The organism is Mycobacterium sp. IDUB_19, from assembly GCF_055419445.1.
The window spans coordinates 17,223-38,954 of record NZ_JBVAXR010000017.1; the positions used below are offsets into that span (position 1 = coordinate 17,223).

General features: G+C 66.6%; 25 protein-coding genes. 8 read left to right on the forward strand and 17 right to left on the reverse strand.

What is annotated here, in order from left to right; translation table 11 throughout:
• The first annotated feature begins 20 nt into the window (after positions 1–20).
• Positions 21–1,031 (forward strand): PHP domain-containing protein, encoded by a 1,011-nt coding sequence (locus tag ACZY0B_RS15260; RefSeq protein ID WP_463764970.1) that lies wholly within the window; start codon positions 21–23, stop codon positions 1,029–1,031.
• On the opposite strand, the gene dinB is transcribed toward ACZY0B_RS15260, so the two are convergent.
• Positions 1,020–2,219, reverse strand: a complete 1,200-nt coding sequence (gene dinB, locus ACZY0B_RS15265) for a DNA polymerase IV (RefSeq protein WP_463764971.1) — start codon at positions 2,217–2,219, stop codon at positions 1,020–1,022. The two genes, ACZY0B_RS15260 and dinB, sit on opposite strands and share 12 nt — an antisense overlap.
• A gap of 23 nt (positions 2,220–2,242) precedes the next feature.
• Entirely contained in the window at positions 2,243–2,884 is a 642-nt protein-coding gene (locus ACZY0B_RS15270; protein ID WP_463764972.1) for a TetR/AcrR family transcriptional regulator, read from the reverse strand.
• 77 nt (positions 2,885–2,961) lie between these two features.
• On the opposite strand from ACZY0B_RS15270, the gene ACZY0B_RS15275 reads away from it, so the two are divergent.
• The gene (locus ACZY0B_RS15275; protein WP_463764973.1) at positions 2,962–4,431 is read left to right on the forward strand and encodes a flavin-containing monooxygenase; all 1,470 of its coding nucleotides are present in this window, start codon (positions 2,962–2,964) and stop codon (positions 4,429–4,431) included.
• A 3-nt stretch (positions 4,432–4,434) separates the two neighbouring features.
• On the opposite strand, the gene rraA is transcribed toward ACZY0B_RS15275, so the two are convergent.
• The 9 genes from rraA to ACZY0B_RS15320 form a co-directional block, all read right to left on the reverse strand.
• A complete protein-coding gene (gene rraA / locus ACZY0B_RS15280) occupies positions 4,435–4,908 on the reverse strand; it encodes a ribonuclease E activity regulator RraA (RefSeq protein WP_463764975.1) in 474 nt (157 codons plus the stop codon).
• Positions 4,908–5,354: an Rv3852 family protein gene (locus ACZY0B_RS15285; RefSeq protein ID WP_463764976.1), complete on the reverse strand. Its 447-nt coding sequence runs from the start codon at positions 5,352–5,354 to the stop codon at positions 4,908–4,910. The genes rraA and ACZY0B_RS15285 overlap by 1 nt, the downstream gene beginning before the upstream one ends.
• Before the next feature lie 104 nt (positions 5,355–5,458).
• Positions 5,459–5,971, reverse strand: coding sequence for a copper resistance CopC family protein (locus tag ACZY0B_RS15290; RefSeq protein ID WP_463764977.1), 513 nt, complete (start codon positions 5,969–5,971; stop codon positions 5,459–5,461).
• The gene (locus ACZY0B_RS15295; RefSeq protein ID WP_463764978.1) at positions 5,968–6,642 is read right to left on the reverse strand and encodes a YcnI family copper-binding membrane protein; all 675 of its coding nucleotides are present in this window, start codon (positions 6,640–6,642) and stop codon (positions 5,968–5,970) included. Before ACZY0B_RS15295 ends, ACZY0B_RS15290 begins: the two co-directional genes overlap by 4 nt.
• A gap of 15 nt (positions 6,643–6,657) precedes the next feature.
• Positions 6,658–7,314 (reverse strand): DUF6474 family protein, encoded by a 657-nt coding sequence (locus ACZY0B_RS15300; protein ID WP_463764979.1) that lies wholly within the window; start codon positions 7,312–7,314, stop codon positions 6,658–6,660.
• Between the two features lie 120 nt (positions 7,315–7,434).
• Entirely contained in the window at positions 7,435–7,833 is a 399-nt protein-coding gene (locus ACZY0B_RS15305; RefSeq protein WP_463764980.1) for a transcriptional regulator, read from the reverse strand.
• Between the two features lie 453 nt (positions 7,834–8,286).
• Complete coding sequence (locus ACZY0B_RS15310) at positions 8,287–8,985, reverse strand: TMEM165/GDT1 family protein (protein ID WP_463764981.1); 699 nt, start codon at positions 8,983–8,985, stop codon at positions 8,287–8,289.
• A 256-nt stretch (positions 8,986–9,241) separates the two neighbouring features.
• On the reverse strand, positions 9,242–9,775 hold the full coding sequence (locus tag ACZY0B_RS15315) for a peptidase (protein ID WP_463764982.1): 534 nt from the start codon (positions 9,773–9,775) through the stop codon (positions 9,242–9,244).
• 205 nt (positions 9,776–9,980) lie between these two features.
• The gene (locus ACZY0B_RS15320; protein ID WP_463764983.1) at positions 9,981–10,604 is read right to left on the reverse strand and encodes a superoxide dismutase; all 624 of its coding nucleotides are present in this window, start codon (positions 10,602–10,604) and stop codon (positions 9,981–9,983) included.
• An 874-nt stretch (positions 10,605–11,478) separates the two neighbouring features.
• Between ACZY0B_RS15320 and ACZY0B_RS15325 the strand changes: the two genes are divergently transcribed.
• Positions 11,479–12,525, forward strand: coding sequence for a DUF4328 domain-containing protein (locus ACZY0B_RS15325; RefSeq protein ID WP_463764984.1), 1,047 nt, complete (start codon positions 11,479–11,481; stop codon positions 12,523–12,525).
• A 4-nt stretch (positions 12,526–12,529) separates the two neighbouring features.
• Positions 12,530–13,354 (forward strand): glycerophosphodiester phosphodiesterase, encoded by an 825-nt coding sequence (locus ACZY0B_RS15330; RefSeq protein ID WP_463764985.1) that lies wholly within the window; start codon positions 12,530–12,532, stop codon positions 13,352–13,354.
• 38 nt (positions 13,355–13,392) lie between these two features.
• Here the strand turns inward: ACZY0B_RS15330 and ACZY0B_RS15335 are convergent, their stop codons facing one another.
• Both ACZY0B_RS15335 and ACZY0B_RS15340 read right to left on the reverse strand, forming a co-directional pair.
• Entirely contained in the window at positions 13,393–14,544 is a 1,152-nt protein-coding gene (locus ACZY0B_RS15335; protein ID WP_463764986.1) for an LCP family protein, read from the reverse strand.
• Positions 14,545–14,599: 55 nt separating this feature from the next.
• A complete protein-coding gene (locus ACZY0B_RS15340) occupies positions 14,600–15,385 on the reverse strand; it encodes a DUF2470 domain-containing protein (RefSeq protein ID WP_463764987.1) in 786 nt (261 codons plus the stop codon).
• A 93-nt stretch (positions 15,386–15,478) separates the two neighbouring features.
• Between ACZY0B_RS15340 and pheA the strand changes: the two genes are divergently transcribed.
• The gene (pheA, locus tag ACZY0B_RS15345; protein ID WP_463764988.1) at positions 15,479–16,432 is read left to right on the forward strand and encodes a prephenate dehydratase; all 954 of its coding nucleotides are present in this window, start codon (positions 15,479–15,481) and stop codon (positions 16,430–16,432) included.
• A gap of 3 nt (positions 16,433–16,435) precedes the next feature.
• Positions 16,436–17,131: a histidine phosphatase family protein gene (locus ACZY0B_RS15350; RefSeq protein ID WP_463764989.1), complete on the forward strand. Its 696-nt coding sequence runs from the start codon at positions 16,436–16,438 to the stop codon at positions 17,129–17,131.
• Here ACZY0B_RS15350 and ACZY0B_RS15355 read toward each other — a convergent pair whose 3' ends face one another.
• From ACZY0B_RS15355 to ACZY0B_RS15365, 3 genes are all read right to left on the reverse strand, one after another.
• The gene (locus ACZY0B_RS15355) at positions 17,132–17,323 is read right to left on the reverse strand and encodes a hypothetical protein (RefSeq protein WP_463764990.1); all 192 of its coding nucleotides are present in this window, start codon (positions 17,321–17,323) and stop codon (positions 17,132–17,134) included.
• Positions 17,324–17,387: 64 nt separating this feature from the next.
• Complete coding sequence (locus ACZY0B_RS15360; protein WP_463764991.1) at positions 17,388–17,738, reverse strand: metallopeptidase family protein; 351 nt, start codon at positions 17,736–17,738, stop codon at positions 17,388–17,390.
• A gap of 4 nt (positions 17,739–17,742) precedes the next feature.
• Positions 17,743–19,116, reverse strand: a complete 1,374-nt coding sequence (locus tag ACZY0B_RS15365) for a septum formation family protein (protein ID WP_463764992.1) — start codon at positions 19,114–19,116, stop codon at positions 17,743–17,745.
• 111 nt (positions 19,117–19,227) lie between these two features.
• On the opposite strand from ACZY0B_RS15365, the gene serS reads away from it, so the two are divergent.
• The gene (gene serS, locus ACZY0B_RS15370) at positions 19,228–20,487 is read left to right on the forward strand and encodes a serine--tRNA ligase (RefSeq protein WP_463764993.1); all 1,260 of its coding nucleotides are present in this window, start codon (positions 19,228–19,230) and stop codon (positions 20,485–20,487) included.
• Here the strand turns inward: serS and ACZY0B_RS15375 are convergent.
• On the reverse strand, positions 20,484–20,969 hold the full coding sequence (locus tag ACZY0B_RS15375) for a DUF2834 domain-containing protein (RefSeq protein WP_463764994.1): 486 nt from the start codon (positions 20,967–20,969) through the stop codon (positions 20,484–20,486). The two genes, serS and ACZY0B_RS15375, sit on opposite strands and share 4 nt — an antisense overlap.
• A 69-nt stretch (positions 20,970–21,038) precedes the next feature.
• Between ACZY0B_RS15375 and ACZY0B_RS15380 the strand changes: the two genes are divergently transcribed.
• Positions 21,039–21,686 (forward strand): TetR/AcrR family transcriptional regulator, encoded by a 648-nt coding sequence (locus ACZY0B_RS15380; RefSeq protein ID WP_463764995.1) that lies wholly within the window; start codon positions 21,039–21,041, stop codon positions 21,684–21,686.
• The last annotated feature ends 46 nt before the right edge of the window (positions 21,687–21,732 follow it).

The window sequence follows — 21,732 nt, forward strand, 5'->3', positions numbered from 1 at the left end:
CGGCCAGGCACACTGGAGCCATGGACCCGGTAGCCGCTCTTCGGCAGATCGCCTACTACAAGGACCGGAGCCGGCAGGACCCTAAACGTGTCATGGCGTATCGCAACGCCGCCGATATCGTCGAGGGTCTCGACGACACCGAGCGCGAGCGCCACGGGCAGGCCAACAGCTGGCAGACGTTGCCGGGTATCGGGCCCAAGACCGCGAAGGTCATCGCCCAGGCCTGGGCCGGCCGTGAACCCGACGCATTGGTTGAATTGCGTTCGCAGGCAACTGATCTCGGTGGCGGCGAGGTGCGGGCTGCGCTACGCGGGGACCTGCATCTGCATTCGAACTGGTCGGACGGTTCGGCGCCGATCGAAGAGATGATGGCCACCGCGGCGTCTCTGGGCCATGAGTACTGTGCGTTGACCGATCACTCGCCGCGGTTGACGATCGCCAACGGTCTTTCGCCGGAACGGTTGCGTAAACAGCTCGACGTGATCGACGGGTTGCGGGACAAGTTCGCGCCGATGCGCATCCTCTCCGGTATCGAGGTCGACATCCTCGACGACGGCAGTCTGGACCAGGAGCCCGAGCTGCTGGAACGCCTCGACGTCGTCGTGGCCAGTGTGCATTCGAAGTTGTCGATGGACTCCGCGGCGATGACCCGCCGGATGGTTCGCGCCGTCTCCGACGGCCATGCCGATGTGCTGGGCCATTGCACGGGCCGACTCGTCGCCGGCAACCGCGGCATCCGACCGGAATCGAAGTTCGACGCCGAGAAGGTCTTCACCGCCTGCCGCGATCACGGCACCGCGGTGGAGATCAACTCCCGCCCCGAACGCCGCGACCCGCCGACCCGGCTGCTGAACCTGGCGCTGGAAATCGGCTGCGTGTTCAGTATCGACACCGACGCGCACGCCCCCGGCCAGTTGGACTTCCTGGGCTACGGCGCCCAGCGCGCGCTGAATGCCGGCGTTCCGGTCGACCGGATCGTCAATACGTGGCCGGCCGACAAGCTGCTGGCGTGGACGGGATCAGTCAGGTAGGTGTGGCATCTCTACACCCGGATCGCGGCCGACCAACACCCCGCGGGTGAGCGCGGACTTGCCGAAGCGCTGACGGACCTGGTCGACCGCGGCGTCTACCGCAAGCGATTCGGAGTGAAACGGCAGCATCAGCTGCTGCGCACCGCTGCGGTCGATACCCGACACCGCGAAGCCGACGAGCGTCAAGCCGCGTTGGGCGATCGCGGGTGCGGCCGCCGCGACCAATTGCCGGGCCGCGGCCAGGATCGGCTGCGTCGATGACGTCGCCCAGGCCAGGGTGTGTGAGCGGGTCGCCCGGCTGAAGTCGTCGAACCGCAGCCGCAGCACCACGGTGCGACCCGTACGCTGCGCGGCGCGCATCCGTGCGGTGATGCGGTCGATCAGGTTGACCACCACGGCGTCGATCTCGTTGGCCGACATGCGATTTCCGGCGCGGCCCAGCGCACGCTGGGCACCCACCGACCGGCGACGCACACCGGTGTTCACCCGGCGGCGGTCGATGTTGCGCGACAGCGCATACAGCTGGCGGCCCATCGCGACGCCCAGCAGCGAGGTCAGCGTCGACTCGCTGAGCTCGGCGACGTCGGCCACCGTCGTGAGGCCGTAGGCGTGTAGCTTGTCGGCGGTCACCGCACCGACGCCCCATAACCGGCGCACCGGCAGGGGGCGCAGGAACGCCAGCTCCTGATCGGGCTGCACCAGCAGCAGCCCGTCGGGCTTGGCCTCCTGGCTGGCGACCTTCGCCAGGAACTTGGTTCGGGCGATGCCGACAGTGATGGGCAGGCCGACCTGGTCGCGCACGTCGACGCGCAGTCGCTCCGCGATCTGGACCGGCGTGCCGGAGACCCTGCGCAGGCCGTCGACATCCAAAAATGCCTCGTCCACCGACAGCGGCTCCACAATCGGTGTGGCGTCCCGGAACACCTCGAATACCGCATCGCTCGCCCGTGAATAGGCCGTCATCCGCGGCGGTACCACGACGGCCTCCGGACATAGGTGTCGTGCCTGCCTGCCGCCCATCGCGGTGCGCACGCCGTAGGCCTTCGCTTCGTAGCTGGCGGCCAGCACGACTCCGCCGCCCACGATCACCGGGCGGCCTCGCAGGGTCGGGTCGTCGCGCTGTTCTACGGACGCGTAGAACGAATCCAGGTCCGCGTGCAGGATGGACGCATCACAGCGCACGAACATATGTTCGCACGGAGGTGTGACAACTAGCCGGATTCGCCGTAGATGCTGCTCACCCAGATGTGGGTGAGGGTGTCGACGACTCGCTCCGCCTCGACCGCGGGTGTTTCGGCGGACAGTGCGGCCATCATCGTGCGCTCGTTCATCTGGTTCAGCGACGTCGCCAGGTCCGCGGCGGGGATGGTGTCCGGTGCGGCACCACGCTCCCGTTCGGCGGCGATCATCGCGGCCGTTTGGTCGATCCATTTCTGCATGAAACCCGACCACACCGTCCGCAGCTCCGAGCTGGTGGCCAGCGCCTCGGTTGCGGTCCGCGCCACGGCACGATGCGTGCTGAACGCGGTGTAGAACGCCTTGATGCCGTTGCGCCACACCCGGCGAGGGTCGGTCGGGAGCCGCTGCACCGCGCCGTCGAACTCGGAGTCGGCGCGCGCGATCACCGGCTCGAGCAGCGACAACAGCACGGCCTCCTTCGACTTGAAATAGAAGTAGAACGTCGGACGCGAGATGCCGGCGCCTTTGGCCAGGTCATCGACCGAAATATCGGCGAGCGAACGCTGTTCGAGCAGCCGCTCGGCTGTCGCCAGGATCGCCTGCTCGCGGTCGTCGCCGGACGGGCGCAGGGCACGACGGCCCCGCAGGGCGCGGGGCTGGCCGACAGAGGTCACGTCCGTTACTTTACACAGGGTCGAGAATTTCGACAGTGTGTTGACTAGCTCGACAGGGCGTTGATAGCGTGGCCCTCATGACTGAGCATCTGGACGTCGTCATCGTGGGCGCCGGAATCTCCGGCGTGAGCGCGGCCTGGCATCTGCAGAACCGCTGCCCGACCAAGAGCTACGCAATCTTGGAGCGCCGCGACGACCTCGGCGGCACGTGGGACCTCTTCAAATACCCGGGCATCCGGTCCGACTCGGACATGTTCACTCTCGGGTTCCGGTTCAAGCCATGGCGCTCGGCGAAGTCGATCGCCGACGGAGCCGACATCAAGGCGTACATCAAGGAAACCGTGGTCGAGAACAAGATCGACCAGCACATCCGCTACCGCCAACGCGTCATGGCTGCCGATTGGTCCGACGCCGACAACCGCTGGACCGTGACAGTCGAGAGCGACGGCCAACAGCGCGAAATGACCTGCTCCTTTTTGATTGCGTGCACCGGCTACTACAACTACGACGAGGGATATTCGCCGACGTTCCCCGGCGCCGAAGACTTCGAGGGCACCATCGTCCATCCGCAGCATTGGCCGGAGGACCTCGACTATGCCGGCAAGAAGATCGTGGTGATCGGGTCCGGCGCCACGGCGATCACTTTGATTCCCGCCCTGGTGAACTCGGGCTCCGGACACGTGACGATGTTGCAGCGCTCGCCGACTTACATCGGCTCATTACCCGGGGTCGACCCGTTCGCCGTACGGTTCAACCGACTGCTGCCGGAGCGCCTTGCGCACATCGCAAATCGCTGGAAAGCCATCGTGTTCAGCACCTTCCAGTATCAGCTGGCCCGGAAACGCCCGGCCTATATGCGCAACTTGCTGATGACGATGGCCCAGCGGCGCCTGCCGAAGGGCTACGACGTCGAGAAGCACTTCGGGCCGAACTACAACGTGTGGGACCAGCGGCTGTGCCTGGCGCCCGACGGCGACTTCTTCCGGACCATCCGGCACGGCAAGGCCGACGTAGTCACCGACACCATCGACCGGTTCACCAAAACCGGAATCAAACTCACCTCGGGTGAGGAGCTGCAGGCCGACATCATCGTCACCGCAACGGGTTTGAACATGCAGTTGCTGGGTGGAGTGCAGCCCACCAGGAACGGTGAGCCCTTCGACCTGACGTCGCTGATGACCTACAAAGGCCTGATGTTCTCCGGAGTGCCGAATTTCGCCATCACCTTCGGATACACTAACGCGTCGTGGACGCTGAAGGCCGACCTGGTCTCCGAGTTCGTGTGCCGCTTGCTGAACTACATGGACGCCAACGGCTTTGACAACGTGGAACCGCAGCATCCCGGCGGCGATGTCGACGAGCTGCCATTCATGGACTTCAGCCCGGGCTACTTCCAGCGGTCGATGCACTTGCTTCCCAAATCTGGATCGCGCGCGCCGTGGCGGCTCAAACAGAACTACTTGTTCGACATGCGAATGATCCGGCGTGGCAAGGTCGCCGGCGAGGGCCTGCGATTCACGAAAAAGCTTGCGCGAGTGGCGGCTTAGCGGCTAGACGACGACGATGCCGTCGTCGTCGCTGTAGGCGATCTCTCCGGGCATGAACGTCACTCCGCCAAGGCTGACCTCGACGTCGCGGTCGCCGTCGCCGGCTTTGGTGCTCTTGCGGGGATTGGTGCCCAGCGCCTTGATGCCGATGTCGATGCCACGCAACGCGGCGGCGTCACGTACCGCACCGTTGATGATCAGACCGGTCCAGCCGTTGGAGCGGGCGAGTTCGGCGATGACGTCGCCTACCAGCGCGCTGTGCAGCGAGCCGGCACCGTCGATCACCAGCACCCCGCCGGTACTTGGTTGGGACAGTAAAGATTTCAGCAGAGCATTGTCCTGAAAGCAGCGCACGGTGCTGATCGGTCCGGCGAATTCGGTGCGCCCGCCGAACTGGCGGAACTGAAGATCGCAGCTGCGTACGTCGGGTCCGATGCTGTCGACGAGGTCGGCGGTCGCCTCGAATGACACGCTCATCAGCGGCGCCGAAGCTGTCGGATCAGCAGGATCGCGAGCAGGCTGAGCGCCACGGCAACCGCCAGTGGCAACGACGACTGGCGGGTCACCGACTGCGGAATGTTGGCAGAGACCGGGTTGTTTGCGCCCTCTACCGTTGACTTTGCTTGTGCCGCAGCATCTTTTGCGGCAGCGGCGATTTCACCATCGGTCTCGACTCGGGGGTATGGATCCTGTTGCGCCTCCAGTGGTTTCGGCGGCGTGGGCGCCGCGTTTTTGGCCGGAGTCTTCTTGGCGGGCGCTTTCTTGACTGGAGCTTTTTTCGCGGCGGCCTTTTTCGCAGGTGCTTTCTTGGCAGGTGCTTTTTTGGCTGGCGCCTTCTTCGCGGCCTTGGCGGGGGGCGTTTTCTCCGGCGGCGTCGCTGCGCCGTTGGATTCGCTGTTGGGTTGATCTTGAGGGTCTGCCATTCGGCCGCTCCTTCGCAGCATTCTCGGCCATTTCTAGCGCCACCAAAAGTTACTCGGCACCCATCATGCCAGGACGTGCGGTCCCGCCTTGCCGACCAGGTCGGTCAGGGCTTGCGGCGCATGGTCCACAACAGGCCCGCGCCGACGATCGCGACGGCCACCGCGACAAATGGCCAGACCGCAATGCCGTGGCCGGTGTCGCTGGTGGTGGCGCTAGGCCCCGGGGTGCCGGTACCGGCCACCGTCAGGCGGAACGACCAGGACCCGGACACCACGTGACCATCGGCGGACGTCACCCGGTAGTTCACCGTGTAAGGGCCGGCCGGCCCAAGGGGGCGTAATCCCACCCCGACGACCGCGCCCTGCACGGTGGTGTCCCCGCTGGACCAGACGTTTCCGTCGGGCCCGACGACGGTCATGGCCGCGAAGGTGGTCTGCAATCGCTCATTGAAGGTGGCGCTCACCCGGGCCGGACCCGTCGCGAGAGCCGCATTGTCCGCGGGGTCGGCGGACACCCGGTTGGCATGCGCCGACGCGACTTGTGCGGTCAGTGTGGCGGTCAACAGCAGGGCGGCGAGCAGCAGGCCCGCCCAGGCGATGTCGGCCAGCCTCCTCATGTCCGGCGGCGGACCAGCACGAGGACGATGCCCAGTGCGGCCGCGACCAGGGCGGCTCCGCCCAGTACGCGAGCGATGTTGTCGGCTGATGCGGCCGACGACGTGCCACTGTGTCCGGTGGGCATGCCCGAATGGTGGTGTTCATGCGGGGCAGCGGACCCAGCGCCGAGCGTCAGCATGGGCGCCGGGTGCTCGGGCTCACTGCCGTCGGGCAGCGGCTGCTGATCCCACTTCACCACCGACCCGTCGGCGTAGGTCTGGGTGGCCGGGAAGCTGACGCTGTCGGCGTCGGGCAGCTGCACCGATATCCGGAACAGCGCGAACTGGTCGACTCCGATCCCGCCGTTGGGCACGGCCGTCCACGTCACCGATCCGACGGTGCCGGACGCCGCGTCGCGGTCGAGCTTGGCGGTCCATCCGGGCATGGCTTCGGTGCGCGCGGATGCGACGTCCGGAAGCTTGACGGTCAGCGCCGTGGTTGCGGCGCCTTTGTCGGATTCGTTGGGCACCTGAAAGGTGACGATCGCCATGGCGCCGCGGACCGCGTTGTCACTACTGGCATGGACGTGCGCCCACGCCGGGGCAGTGGCGATCGAGGCGCCGAGGTAAAGCGCGGCGGCGGCGAAGCCGGTAATCAGCACGCGCGAAATCCACCGATCGTGGAATGGCATGTCAGAACACTACTTTCAGGTCAACCCGAGCCGAGCCATCAGATCGGCTTCGATGCCGTCGAGCTGCGACGAGATCGCCGAGTGCGCCGCGCGCCGACGAGCCGCCGGCATGTTCTCGGCGGCGGTCACGGCTGCTGACAGATCGGCGAGCCGCTCGGAGATGGCGGCCACGAACTGCTTGGTCTCGGCGTCCTTGGGCTTCTTTTCTTGCACCGCCCGCAAAGACTTCTCCGCGCCGGCGATCCGGGCCGACAGCTGCGCGCCGTGCCCGGAGAACTGGCCGATCTGAGCCAACGGAATCCCGAGTTGATCCGCGCGACGCTGGTCGATCAGCGCCCGGGCGGCCATCGCCGCCCGGTAAATCACCGGCGTCAGTATCGGCGCCAGCAGTCGCGACACCGTCAGCACCCGCCGAATCCGCGTCGGTGACAACAACTTGCCCTCCCGCGCTGCCTTGAGCTCGGCCTCGGCGACTTTGAGCGCCGTGCGGTCGCTGTCGCGCTGCGATTTGATCTGCGCGTTGAGCATTTTGTCGGCGGCTCGACGTTCGTCCCTGAATCGGCGCGCCTGGTTCTTGGCGGAGAGCTTGGCCTCCAACTTGGCGCGGGCCTTGATCGCACGGGCTTCGGCACGACGCGTCGCGCGACTCTTTCGCTTGCGAAACAGGCCCATTCCCGGCCGCCTCCCGGTATCTCGTGGACTATCGCTCTCGCGTGTGCGCGATCCGTGAGCCAACCCTAATCGGAACAGGCAGACGGCAGCCCGTCAGGTCGGGCTGCGGCCCGGTGGCGGCTAGGCGTCGAGGTGTTCTGCGCGGCGCAACTCGTTGACGCGCTGCACGACGTCCTGCTGCGCTTGCGCGGACAACCCGACGGCGCGCACCGCGATGCGGCGCACACCGTCGTCGCGGATCGCGGCCATCCAGACCAGCTCCTTGTCGAGCTTTTCGTAGTAGTCGTCGTCAGTGAAGTAGGCCGGTTTGATGCGGAAGAAGTTGGCCAGTGCAGCCATGGTCGCCGACGACGGGTTCGTGCGGTTGCCAGAACGTAGCTGCGACAGATAGGGAGCCGACATTGTGATGCCCTCCGCCTTGAGCGCCGCGATCACCTCCGCGGAGGTGTGCGGCCCGCGCCCGGGTGGATACACCGTGTCGAACAAGCGGTTCAGGCGGGCGGAAAACGTCGTGCTCATCGATTTGACCTCCACTGGGCTGTAGAAGTGAACTATTACCTATGTGTGTTTGCTGACCATGGTAGCGAGAGTTTGTGTCCACAACCAGGTGCAAACCGGGCAGGCTTCGCTGGCGGCGTCCCTGAGGTTCGCTGAGTCCACACTTGACGAGCGTCCAACTAAATCACGGCAGTGTCCATAAAGAGAACACAACTCACAGGTTATCCGCAGAAAGCAAGTCTGGCGCCGGTGTCCTTCAGCATCCTGCCGAAGGGCGGCGCGACGCCCGGCGGATGGTGTCGGGCGAATAGCTCGCAACGACCCGTCTATGAAGTCTCTTTGAAAGCGCACTTTGCTGTCGGGTCGGATTCAGGGCGCGTTAAGAGGGCGAGGGTGCACCAAATAGCCCTCAGGGATACCTCTGGGGGCGACTGCCGGGCTCGGCTGGCTTGAGCGAAGGGGTGCCGCGGCACCTTAGACGGATTCCGGCGACCTCCCGGCGAGCGAAGCTCCCGTGTGGCGGCGGCGCAGAGTTTGCGCCGCGGCCATGGTGACGGCTGCCAGCGCCACCACCGCGGTTACCGCGATGGCCACCGGCCGCCAGCCCAGTGCGCTGTCGAACAGCATCCACAGGCCGAACATTCCGAACAGCACGCTGGCCAATACATGCAGCAGCTGCTGGGGGAGGCGGCGGTGCAGCAGCCTTCCCGCGCCAATCGCCAGCCCGTCGGCCAGGACCATGCCGAGGGTGCTACCGATCCACACGCCGGCCCAGTCGTGATCGCTGGCCAACGTCACCGTCGCCAGCGTCGTCTTGTCGCTCATTTCGGCGAGTGCGAATGACGACACGACAGTCAGCAGCGCGAAGCGGGGTTCGGGGGCGGTCGAGGCGGCTTCGTCGTCGGCGGCGGCGCCCTCGCGCCAGGCCCACGCGGCGAAAATCAGGAACGCGAGCGCGGACGCGAAGGCCATCGGCCGCGCGGGGAGCGTGGCGCCCAGGTAGTGGCCGATCGTTACCGAGACGCCGTGCACGAGGAACGACGCGATGGTCACCCCGGGCAGCACTACCCACCATCGGAAACGCAATGCGTAGGTCATCGTGATGAGTTGAGACCTGTCGCCGAGTTCGGCGAGGAAGACCACTGAAAGACTCAGGAGTGTCGCCGCAAGCATCCCGAATGACCTTTCGACACGTCGTTGACAACCACCGTGGTCATCGAACACCGGTCGAAGGTCTCGCCCACCGATCCGCTGGGATCGGTTCGCCGGCCGGGCTATTCGCCAGTATGTCGACACGACGATTAGGGGCTACTCCCCTTCGCTAACGGTCCCAGGCTAGCGGGCAAATCCGGGGCGCGCCAGGAAGGCCCGGAAGTTCGGACGCCCGTATCTCTGGATTCGGAGCCCGAACTAAGTCGTTTGAATTTCCTTATGCCGCAAGCAGCATTGCCAGAATCGCGGTGTCGGGATGGCTGATGGGGTCGACGCCGACGCGGCTCACCATCGACGTGATGGTGCCGTCGGCTTCGGCTTCGACCCACGCCGCGCGGTGCTCTAATCCCAGATACGGTAACCCCGGGAGCAGGACGCATCCCGAGGCCGCTCCAGTGCATTCCGGCAACGACGGTGTGGTCTCTGACGGGGGATGCAGCATGAGCAGGGCGGGGGGTTGATGATCCGCGAAATACCCTGGCCGGATTGCTGATTCGCCGAACACCGTGCCTTCGGCCAGCACCAGGCCGACGGTGTCTGGCTCGGGCTCGTCGGGCAACTCCTCGCGGGCGCCGAATACGGTTGTGGTGGAAAGCAATCCGGGTAAGGATGCGACCCGCACCGCGACCATCAACAGTTGGGCCCACTCTTTGGTCGAATCTGGCCAACGGCCAGAGATCACAAACCCTTTCAGGGCACCACGAGCGTGGAAGGGGGCAACCCCTATCGGCTGGCCTGACCCAGTCTCCATCTCGACCTCCGCGCGACGTGTCCGTCCGAAGTAACCACGCTGGTAGCCCGAATAAATAAGAATGCCTGCGGCTTAGGCGCGGTGCAACTCGACACGGCTACCGGCGCAGGCCTTTTATGAAACGGCCGATACGGGCCGGATAAAGGTAAGGGCGCCACGCGATCCGCGTGACGCCCCAGCCCTTGAAAAGATCTGAGCGATGGTCTCAGCCGAAAATCAGGCCCTTCGTCTTCGACGTTGCGGCCTCGTAACGCGACTGCACGTCTGGCCAGTTGACGACGTTCCAGAACGCCTTGACGTAGTCCGCCTTGACGTTCTTGTACTGCAGGTAGAAGGCGTGCTCCCACATGTCGACCTGCAGCAGCGGGATGATGCCAAGCGGGACGTTGGCCTGCTGGTCGTACAGCTGGAAGGTCAGCAGCCGGTCGCCGAGGGTGTCGTAACCGAGCACCGCCCAGCCCGAGCCCTGCAAGCCGTTGGCGGCAGCGCTGAACTGAGCGCGGAATTTGTCGAACGATCCGAAGGCGTCGTCGATGGCGGCGCCCAGCGCGCCGGTCGGCTTGTCCCCGCCGTTCGGCGACAGGTTCTTCCACCAGATCGAGTGGTTCACGTGTCCACCCAGGTGGAAGGCGAGGTTCTTCTCGTTCAAGAAGATCGCGGCGTGGTCGTCATTGGCGCGTGCCTCTTCGAGTTTGGCAATGGCGTCGTTCAAACCCTTGACGTAGGTGGCATGGTGCTTGCTGTGATGAATCTCGTTGATCTGACCTGAGATGTGTGGTTCCAGCGCTGCGTAGTCCCAGTCCAAATCGGGCAGGGTGTATTCAGCCACGGCGTTCCTTTCCTCGATGATCGTCTTAACGGGCATTCGCACGGAGTCCGCCGCGCGGCAGGCCCAGCGTAATCAACCCTGCTCCATGACCGCGCGCGCCGCAAGGACGACCCCTATGGGCCGATGGGACGAGTACCCATTCGACGGGATTTCAAGAGGAAATAATCAAGACAAAACAATGAGGGCGAGAACCGCGAGCAACGCCAGCGCGATCAGGCCGGCACGCAAGGCGGCAACGCTGTAACTGTGGTTCCAGGCGGGCGATCCGGAATACGAGCTCGACGGGGCCGGTGTACCCGGACCGAACGAATGCGTCGCCATCAATCGCCTTTCACTTGTCGGTCACCTCAGCCGAGTGAGGTGAGTCACAACATTTTTGGTGATGGCGATCATAACCCTTTGTGATGGGGTTGGAAAATGTACCGGGCAACGCCACGCTGAGCTGCGGATTTGTGCTGGCCATCGGCGATCGGTCCCACTCTGGGGCAGGCATGATTTGGTGTTGCGACTGGGCGATTCCGATTGCTGCGCACTGGGTCGGTCCATTCGCTCGACTGCTCGTCTGGCCTGTCGATGACGCACCACAAACGCCCGGCGTTATCCACAGTTGGGGCCAGGTTCAACCGTTATTTGCTGATTGATTGCGTGCATACCCCCGACACCGTGTGGATAAACCTGTGGAAACTGTGGATAGCCAGGAAGTAGCTGTGACGCCGGTAACACCTGCGAATCCGCGGTCGAGGAGGCGGTCTCGGCCCTCGTATCCCTGCGGCGTTGCGAGGTGTGCCGCGCTCCCCGCAATCGGAGAGGTATCACCGCTGCTGCGCGGGCCGCGTTCGGTGGCCCGCATCGTCGCCGGGGCTACGCTGGTCCGGTGATCCAGGTGTGCTCCCAGTGCGGCACTCGGTGGAACGTGCGCGAACGTCGCCGCGAGTGGTGCCCGCGTTGTCGTGGCGCGCTGATGGCACCCCTGGCGGATGTGCCGGGCGCCGACTCCCGGTGGAGCACCCACGGCGGCCCGCCGTCGCCCGCCCGGTCGGCCGCACCGCAACGCACGCCGCCGCGGTTGCCGCCGGGTTTCCGATGGATTGCGGTGCGCCCCGGCGCCGCGCCCCCCGCGCGGCGAGGACCACGGTCGCTCGGCCCCACACCCCGCTACGCCGTGATACCGCGTTGGGGTTTGACCGACCATGTCGAGCAGACCCCGGCCACCCGCGACAGTTCGGCGCAAACCGGCCCGTCGGCGGCGGCCGTGCGCCTCGCGCTGTTCATCAGCGTGCTCGTGCTCGGTAGCGCGGCGCTGGTGTACGTCGCCCGGTATGTCCTGCTGGTCTTCAACCGGAAAACCTTGCTGAACTCGATAGTGGCGGTCGCCGCGGACTGGTTCGGAGATTTGGCCAGCGTGGCGGCCCTCGCGGCGCTGATCACGTCTGGCGTGTTCGTGATCCGGTGGCTGATCGCGCGGCGGGCCGCCGTGTTCTCGCACTATGGGCTGGCCGATCATCGCTCGGTCGCGGCGTTGTGGGTCGGCTGCGTCGTACCGTTCGCCAATCTGCTGTGGGCTCCGGTCTACGTGATCGAGCTGGCCGCGATCGAAGAGCACTACGGCAGGCTGCGGCGACCGATCTTCGAGTGGTGGATCGCGTGGTTCTTCAGCTACGCGGTCTCGATCTGGGCGATCGTCAGCAGCTTCGCCACCGACCCCCAAGGCATCGCGAACAACACCGTCCTGATGGTGTTCGGATACCTTTTTGCGGCGGCGACCCTGGCCGCCGTCGCCCGAGTGTTTGAGGGATTCGAACGCAAACCCGTGGCGCGCCCCGCGCATCGCTGGGTCGTGGTAGCCCCCGATCTCCCGGATCGGCACGGCGAGCCCGCCGCTGTTCCGGTTGAGTTGAAGGGGGAGGAACCGGCAGCATAGGGGTATGACGTGGGCCGACGCGGTGCTCGCCGGGCATCCTTTTGTCGTTGCCCACCGAGGTGCGTCCGCGTCTCGCCCCGAACACACGCTTACCGCTTACGACCTCGCGCTCAAAGAGGGCGCCGACGGCGTCGAATGCGACGTACGGCTCACCCGCGATGGCCATTTGGTGTGTGTGCACGACCGCAAGCTGGACCGGACCTCGACCGGAGCCGGCTTGGTCAGCACCATGACCCTCGCCCAGCTACGCGAGCTGGAATACGGCGCCTGGCACGACAGCTGGCGGCCGGACGGCACGCACGGTGATACCAGCCTGCTGACGCTGGATGCCCTGGTATCGATGGTTCTCGACTGGAACCGGCCGGTGAAGATCTTCATCGAGACCAAGCATCCGGTGCGGTACGGCTCGCTGGTCGAAAGCAAAGTGCTGGCGCTGCTGCACCGCTTCGGGATCGCCTCGCCGGCATCTGCCGACCGGTCGCGCGCGGTGGTGATGTCGTTCTCGGCGGCGGCCGTCTGGCGAATACGGCGAGCAGCACCGCTGCTGCCGACGGTGCTGCTCGGCCGGAATGCCCGTTATCTGACCAGCAGCGCGGCCACCGCCGTCGGGGCGACTGCAGTCGGGCCGTCACTGGACGCGCTGAAGGACTATCCGCAACTCGTGGATCGCGCCGTCGCCCAGGGCCGGGCCGTGTACTGCTGGACCGTCGACGGGTACGGCGACATCGACTTCTGCCGGGACGTTGGGGTGGCCTGGATTGCCACCAACCACCCCGGCCGCACGAAGACCTGGCTGGAAAACGCGCGGACCATCGGCGGCAGGGGTTAGACCGGCGGGACGAGCTGGCCGCCCGCGTTGCGAAATCGCTACGACGGTCCGTCGAGTGCGTCGGCGGGCACCGGCGCGTCGGCGGCCAGCGCGTCGAACAGCTTGCCGGCCACGTCGTGATTCCACACCACGACCGAGCCGGCGCTGTTACTGGTGAATTCGGCGATCGGGACGGTCAGCGTGGTGGTGGATCCGTGTATCGCCCAGCCCAGCCGAGCCAGGTCCCAGACGTGATCGCCCTCATTGACGGTCAGCGCGTCGGCGGCGGCATGCGGCACCGCGTACCAGCGCCACGGATTGAGCCAGACCGACGCGCTGGCGGCGCGGTGCAGGAGCGCCGAGATGAACTGTCGCTGGTTGACCATCCGGTCCAGATCCGCTCGGGGGGTGTCGCGGGTCCTGACGTAGCCGAGCGCGTTGCGACCGTTCAGCTGTTGGCAGCCGGCGGGTAAGTCGATGCCGGCTAGCGGGTCGCTGATCGGCGCGGTCGGGCAGGCGGTGACGCCGCCGAGGGCGTCCACCAGGACCGCGAACCCGCTGAACCCGATCTCGGCGTAGTGATCGAGGCGCAGTCCGGTGGCCTGCTCCACCGTCTGGGTCAGCAGCGATGCCCCGCCGATCGCGAACGCGGAGTTGATCTTGTCCTTGCCGTGCTCGGGAATCGGCACGTACGAGTCGCGCGGTATCGACACCATCGTCGTCGGGGCGCTCGACCCCAATTCGGGGATGTGTATCAGCAGAATGGTGTCGGTGCGGCTGCTCCCGACGTCGCCGCCGGTGGCCAGGTCTTGCTGCTGCTCGGCAGAGAGCCCGTCGCGACTGTCCGAGCCGACGAGCAGCCAGTTGGTGCCGCGGCCCGGCCCCGGCCGATCGGGGTAGTCGGCGAGAACCGCCTTGCGATGCAGTGTGGTGTCCAGCCAGAGGCCGCCGCCCAGCACGCCGGCGGCGGCCAGCAGCAAGCCGATCAGCATTGTTGCCGCGATGACCCGGCCCCAGCGGCGCTTCGTGCGCTTGCGGCGCATCCGGGGCACGCCCGGCGGCGAGACGCGCGGAATCGGCACAGTTGGGTCGGCCGCGGGCGATGGCGGATTGTTCTGGCGGCGAAGCACCGGCGCCGCCTCGGGACGCGACTCCCGCGGTGGGATCGGTCTTCCAGGCCGTCCACGTTGTGGTGATCGGTCGCCGTTCACCTGGCTAATTTACGTGCAGGCGGACGCCAGACGCGTGTGCCGGTCCCTCAATCGGCTAGCGGCGGGCCCGCAGGCCGTTGATGAACGGGCAGCCCATCAGCACGCGAATGGCCTGGCTCAACCCAGTCATGTCATCGACCGGCTTGTGGAACGGCAGCCGGATGTCGTGGTCGCCGTCGTGGCCTTCGATGCGGAACCGCACGCCGTAGCGGTCCAGTCCCAGCGGGCGGACCTGTCCGCGCCGCAGCGGCGCCGGAAGCCGGGATACCAGGCGCGCCACCACGTCGGTGTGGGCGTTGTCGAGGTGCCACAGCAGGCTCGACTCCATCTCGCAGAAGGGGTCGGGCCGCGCCGCGAGCAGGTCCTCGATGCTGACGGGCTCGGCGCCGGTGGCGTCGGTAACCACGACGGAGGCGATCTCGAGGCGCAGCAGTGTGTACCGGTCATCGCCCGGGGCGGGCGGCATGCACTTCGGGGTATCGACCTGCAGCAGTGCCGGATGCGGGCACTCGCTGGCGATCACATCGAGGGTCGGGCTGATCTCGGCCGGTGGGACCTGCCGCAGCCGGCCGCGCACCCACACCAGTGAACGGACCGGCTCCCGCAGCGGAAGCGGCGCGTAGTCGGTGAGCTCGAGCAGTGCTTGCGATCCGCAGAGCCGACCGTCCGTCGCGCTGTCGATGGGGAGGGCGAGGGCGAAGGATCCGTCGTGCAGGAGGTGATGCACCGGCGTGGGCACCGGATCCTCGCGCTCGACCGCCAGAAGGGCACCGACGGCCCGGGCACAGGCGCTGCGGATGCGTTCGGCAGTCGTCGGCGCGGCGGTGGTCAGCGGTAACATCGTTCTCCTCGGTCCTTAGGTAAGCCTAAGTTAACTTAGATCGAGGGTCGAAGCAAGGTCTGTTTTTGCAATGTCCCCACTAGGGTTGTGGTCGTGGTCGGCATCACTTACCTCGGTCCCGAAGGGACCTTCACCGAGGCGGCGCTCTTACAGATGACGTCCGCCGGCTTGATCCCCGACCAACATCTGGGCCCGGTCCAGCGATTGCCGATCGACAGCACACCCGCTGCGCTGGAGGCGGTCCGCAATCGGGAGACCGATTACGCGTGCGTGCCGATCGAGAACTCGATTGACGGCACGGTGGTGCCGACATTGGACAGCCTGGCGAACGGATCGCCAATGCAGATCTTCGCCGAGACAACGCTGGATGTGGCTTTCAGCATCGTCGTCAAACCCGGCCGCAACGCCGACCAGGTGATGACGCTGGCGGCCTTTCCCGTGGCCGCGGCCCAGGTGCGCCGATGGCTGGCGGGGAACCTGCCCGGCGTCGAACTGCGGCCGGCGTACTCCAACGCCGACGCCGCCCGGCAGGTGGCCGAGGGCGAGGCCGACGCCGCGGTGACCTCGCCGCTGGCCGCCACGCATTGGAAGCTCGCGGCCCTGGCCGAAGGCGTTGTCGACGAACTCAATGCCCGTACCCGCTTCGTTCTGGTGGGCCTGCCGGGGCCGCCGCCGGTTCGCACCGGAGCCGATCGGACGTCGGTGGTGTTGCGCATCGAGAATGCGCCGGGCGCGCTGCTGGCTGCGCTGGGCGAATTCGGCATCCGCGATATCGACCTGACCCGAATCGAATCCCGGCCGACCCGAACCGAACTCGGCACCTATCAGTTCTTCGCCGACTGCGCGGGACATATCGACGACGACGCCGTCGCCGAGGCACTCAAGGCACTGCGTCGACGTTGTGTGGATGTGCGGTATTTAGGATCCTGGCCGACGGGCCCGGCAGCAGGGATAGGGCCACCACCGCCAGACGAGGCGTCGCGCTGGCTGGCGCGGCTACGGGCGGGCAAACCTGAACAGGCCGAAGGTTCCGGCGGGGGGATTTGAACGATGAGTGGTCGGTTGGTGCTGCTGCGGCACGGCCAATCCTTCGGCAACGTCGAACGTCGGCTGGACACCCGGCCCCCCGGGGCGGATTTGACGCCGACGGGACGGGATCAGGCCCGGGCGTTCGCTCTCGATGCCGGGCGCCCGGCGCTGCTCGCGCACTCGGTGGCCAACCGGGCGTCGCAGACGGCCGCGGTGATCGGGGCACAGGTCGACGTCGCTCCGCGCGAAGTCACCGGGATCCACGAGGTGCAGGTCGGGGCGCTGGAAAACCGCAACGACGACGATGCGGTCGCGGAGTTCAACGCCATCTACGACCGGTGGCATCACGGCGAGCTCGACGTGCCGTTGCCCGGCGGCGAGACTGCCAGCGAGGTGTTGGACCGCTATGTCCCGGTGCTGACCGACTTACGGATGCGCTACCTCGACTACCACGACTGGAACGGTGACATCGTCGTCGTCAGCCACGGTGCGGCGATCCGGCTGGTTGCCGCGTTGCTGGCCGGCGTGGACGCGGACTTCGCGCTGGACAACCATCTGGCCAATGCCGAGTCGGTGGTGTTGGCCCCGATCACCGACGGGCGGTGGAGCTGTGTGCGGTGGGGAAACCTGACGCCGCCGTTTTACCCCGAGCCCAGCGAGGCCAACGCCACGCCGGTCGCCGACGCGGTTCGGTCGAGCACCGATCCGATGGGCTGATCAGACAGCCAGCGCGACCAATTCCGTGCAGCTGCAGCCGACGGCGTCGCAGTCGATGACGAACGTGTGCGCCACCAGCTCGGGACTTACACAGTCCGGCTCGGTGCATTCCGAATGACGCAGGGAGTGGCGAATGATGGTGCCGTGGCAGTGCTGTAAGCCGGCCCGGCACTCGCGGCAATCTGCGCTCATACGCCGTTCCTAGCACCAAGGGATGACAAATCCACGATGCCGCGCCCGGATTGTCGCCGGAATATCAGCCCCAGCCCAGTTCTTCCAATCGGTCGTCGTCAATGCCGAAGTGGTGGGCTATTTCGTGGATCACCGTGATCGCCACCTCTTCGACGACGTCGTCGTCGGAGTCACAGATGTCCAGCAGCGCTGCGCGGTAGATCGTGATTGCGTCCGGCAGCGATCCGCCGTAGTCGGAGTCGCGTTCGGTCAGCGCCACCCCCTCGTAGAGTCCCAGCAGTTCGGGGTCATCGGGGTGGCGGTCTTCAACGAGGATGACGACGTTGTCCATGGCGGCCGCCAGCTGGGCGGGGATCAGGTCGAGTGCGTCGGAGACCAGTTCGTCGAACCGCTGCGGATCCATCCGCACGGCCACGCGGCTAACCGCCCGGCGCCGGCTCGGCTGGCGCTGGCGGCGCGCCCGGTGCGGGTGCATCCGGCATGGGCGGGGGCGCCTGGTTGGCCGGTGGCGGCGGCGCACCACCATCCGCCGGAGGTGGCGGCTGATCCTGCGGCGCCTGCGTGGCCGGAGCTTGCGTGGCGGTCGCCCGAGGCGGCGTCACCACCGGCTGTTGTTGCGGCAGGTGCTGATTGCCCTGCGGCATCTCCGGCGGAGTGTTGGACTGCGCGGGCGGGCTGGCCGGCGCCTGCACCGGAATCGGCGGCAGCGTGAGCCGCTCCTCGGGAATCTCGGGCGGCGGCACGGGCGCCTGACCGTTGATCAGCAGCTGACCCTTGGCGCTGTTGACCAGGGTGGCCCAGCCGCCGTTGCCCAGGGTGGCGCCGATGCTGCAGGCGACCTCGCGGCTACCCGCCGACCAACTCGGCAATGACAAGGTGGGGTAGATCAGCGTCAGCGTGGTGGTGCGCAACTTGGTCGGCGCCAGGTAAGCGTCGGTCATCTTCGTGCAGGCGTCCTTGATGTAGCCGTCCTGCTCGGGTTCGGCGGGCAGCGCACCGGGGAACTTCTCGGCGAGGTTGACCGTGCCGCTGACCTCCATGGCGTGCGGCGCCTTGCAGTCGACCGGGACGTCGATGGGCTGGTTGGACGTCGAGTCGATACCCAAGCAGGTGCCGGCGGGCCACACCTTCGACTGGTCGACGTCGGCGACCTTGCCCTTGAAGGCGGCCTGTTCGTTGTTCGCGCCGGGCATCTGCAGCCCACACAACATGCGGCGCTCGCCGGACTGACGCCACGCCCGGTCACCCGCCCACAGCAGGCTGACGCTGAATTTGCTGTTGGGGTCGTACTTAGGGCCGAGGTATCGGCGCACCGCGGCCTCGCATTGCTCCTGACTGATCTGCTGGATGCGAGCCGGCGACGGCGGGGCGGCGCTGGGCCCGTACTCCGAGCCGGGGAAGGTCCTCATGTCGATGGACTCGGCGACCTCGAACTTGTGATCGTCGATGCACTTGACGATGCTCGCGGACTCCGGCGTGACGTCCGGCCACATCAGGCAATCGCCGGTTTTGGCGCGGTTGAACGCGGCGTCGGCCTTAGCCCCGGTGCTGGGCACGGGGTTGCTGCCGAGATAGCCCGCAAGCCGGCCCTGCCCGGGTCCGCCGACGGGCAGGGCGGTTACTAGCCCGGCGATCAGCAGCCCGCCGAGCGCGAACAGGAGCAGTGCTCGCCTGGTTGCGGTCGCCTGCAAAGTACGCGGCAACCCGGAGCCGGCCAGCTGCCGCTCCGCCTCAGTGGCGGGCGGGCTGGGTGCGGCGACTTCCGTCTCGAGCGTGTCCGACATCGACTCCATTCTGACAGGACGCCCGAGCTAACGTGACAAACGTTACAGATGTGAGTCCTGGGGTTAGCTATTGCGGATGCTGCGCGCGGTCGGTGCCGAACCGAAAGTAATCTTGCGGCCGTGATCGACCTCAAGCTGCTCCGGGACGACCCCGACGCCGTCCGCCGCTCCCAACTCAGCCGCGGCGAGGACCCGAAGCTGGTGGATGCCCTGCTGACGGCCGACGCCGCCCGCCGGGGCGCGATCTCGACCGCCGACACGCTGCGTGCCGACCAGAAGTCCGCCAGCAAGAGCGTGGGCGCCGCGTCGCCCGACGAGCGGCCGGCGTTGTTGGCGCGCGCGAAGGAGCTGGCCGAGCAGGTGAAGGCCGCCGAGACCGCTCAGGCCGAGGCGGAGACGGCGTTCACCGCGGCACACATGGCGATCTCGAATGTCGTCATCGACGGGGTTCCGGCCGGCGGGGAGGACCACTACGCCGTCCTCGACGTCGTCGGCGAGCCGCCGGCGATCGAGAACCCGAAAGACCACCTGGAGCTGGGTGAGTCGCTCGGTCTCATCGACATGGCGCGCGGCGCCAAGGTGTCCGGCTCGCGGTTCTACTTCCTGACCGGTCAGGGCGCGCTGCTACAGCTCGGCCTGCTGCAACTGGCGCTGCGCCTGGCCGTCGAGAACGGCTTCGTCCCGATGATCCCGCCGGTGCTGGTGCGCCCGGAGGTGATGGCCGGCACCGGATTCCTGGGCGCTCACGCCGACGAGATCTATCGGGTCGAGGCCGACGACCTCTACCTGGTGGGCACCTCGGAGGTGCCGCTGGCCGGCTACCACTCGGACGAGATCTTGGACCTGTCCGGCGGCCCACTGCGGTATGCGGGCTGGTCGTCGTGTTTCCGCCGCGAGGCCGGCAGCTACGGGAAGGACACCCGCGGCATCATCCGGGTGCATCAGTTCGACAAGGTCGAGGGCTTCGTCTACTGCACGCCCGCGGACGCCGAGGCCGAACACCAGCGGCTGCTGGGCTGGCAGCGCGAGATGCTGGCGCTCATCGAGGTGCCATACCGGGTAATCGACGTGGCCGCAGGCGATCTCGGCTCGTCGGCCGCGCGCAAGTTCGACTGCGAGGCCTGGGTTCCGACGCAGCAGACCTACCGCGAGCTGACGTCGACGTCGAACTGCACCACGTTCCAGGCCCGCCGGCTGGCCACCCGCTACCGGGACGACAAGGGCAAGCCACAGGTCGCGGCCACACTCAACGGCACGTTGGGCACCACGCGCTGGCTGGTTTCGATCCTGGAGAACCACCAGCGCCCCGACGGCAGCGTGCGCGTCCCCGAGGCGCTGGTGGGATTCGTCGGCACCGAGGTGCTGGAACCGAAGTCTTAGGCGTTGACGGTCGCGCGGTCCTGTTCGTGGCGGCGCTGCCGTTCCATCGTCGCGAAGTAGAACGCGAACGCGAACGCGAAGCTGGTGAACAGGCTGGACACGAAATACAGCCATGGGTGGCGCAGACCGCGGCGATGGCCGTCCACGATCGTAAAGATCGGCAGCAGAACCACATTCGCGATCGTGTAGTCCTGGCTGGCCGAGCTGGCGGCCGGGTTGGTGAACATCAGCTTGATGTATTCGGCCCAGCTGCCGTGTTCGCCCCAGAGCGGGTTGGTGGATCCGTGCGAGTACTCCTCGACATAGGTGATGTTGAAGTACCAGCCGAGCGCGACCGACGCGATGCCGACGACGTAGTAGACGATTTCCATCGGCGAGAAGAGCGGGCCGCCGGCCGGCCGGGCGAAGACCTTCGAGTTTGACCTGACGATCCAGATGATGACCGCCAGTCCGAGTACCGCGTGGGTGATGAGGGAAACCATGGGCGCAGTCTCACCCTGATCGCAAAGTTTTGTCAATAATGACACAACAATTCTTGGTACCTTACTGCAATGGTCAGGCCCGCTCAGACGGCGCGCAGCGAGCGCACGCGTGAAGCGTTGCGCCAGGCTGCGGTGGTGAGATTCCTGGCCCAGGGCGTGGAAGACACGTCGGCCGAACAGATTGCCGCCGATGCCGGGGTCTCGTTGCGGACGTTCTACCGCCACTTCAGCTCCAAGCACGACTTGCTGTTCGCGGACTACACGGGTCTGCACTGGTTTCGCGCGGCCTTGGACGCCAGGCCGGCCGGCGAACCGATCATCGATTCGGTGCAGTCGGCCATCTTCTCGTTTCCTTATGACGTCGACGCCGTGACCAAAATCGCCGCGCTGCGCCAAGACGAGCTCGACCCCGGGCGCATCGTCCGCCACATCCGGGAGGTCCAGGCCGACTTCGCCGATGCCATTGCAGCGCAATTGCAACGGCGTAGCCGCGGGGTCAACGGAACCGCGGGGCGGACGGCCGACCAACAGGTGCGTACCGCGGTGACCGCGCGATGCATTGCCGCCGCGGTGTTCGGCGCGATGGAGGTCTGGATGGAGAGCGACGACCGCTCGCTGGGCGAGCTCGCCCGGCTGTGCCACGCGGCGCTGGAGTCGCTGCGCGCGGGGATCACCGACTCCTGGATCACGGCGACCGCCCGTCAAGTTTCGTCATAATTGACAAAACTTTGCCACCATGCGAGCCTCCTTTCCGGAGGGCAGG